Source organism: Pseudomonas sp. DE0010 (assembly GCF_007680745.1).
In the GTDB taxonomy this organism is placed as follows: Bacteria; Pseudomonadota; Gammaproteobacteria; order Pseudomonadales; family Pseudomonadaceae; genus Aquipseudomonas; species Aquipseudomonas parafulva_B.
Genome location: NZ_VEJQ01000286.1, coordinates 1 through 241, shown reverse-complemented (window position 1 = coordinate 241; position 241 = coordinate 1). Strand labels below are relative to the sequence as shown.

1 pseudogene is annotated in these 241 nt (G+C 66.8%); it reads right to left on the bottom strand.

From position 1 onward, the window contains the following. Positions 1 to 241 (bottom strand): annotated as a pseudogene (locus FS767_RS22560) (choline transporter); the annotation flags it as partial.

The following is a 241-nucleotide window of genomic DNA, read 5'->3' as shown; positions in this document are numbered from 1 at the left end:
GATGTCGCCGATCACGTCCTCGCGGGACCAGCCCATGACGTCATGGTCCTGGCCACCCTCGCGCAGATAGACCTGGGCGCGGAAGTACTTGCGCTCCTCCCCCGGCTCGCTGCCCATGACGAAACTGGGCATGGCGTAGGCGTGGGGTCTGACCTGGTAGACGAACTCGGGCTGCTCGGCCGGACCGACATACAGCCGCACCCCGCCATCCTCGCGGTCTTCCACCCCACAGACATAGCCC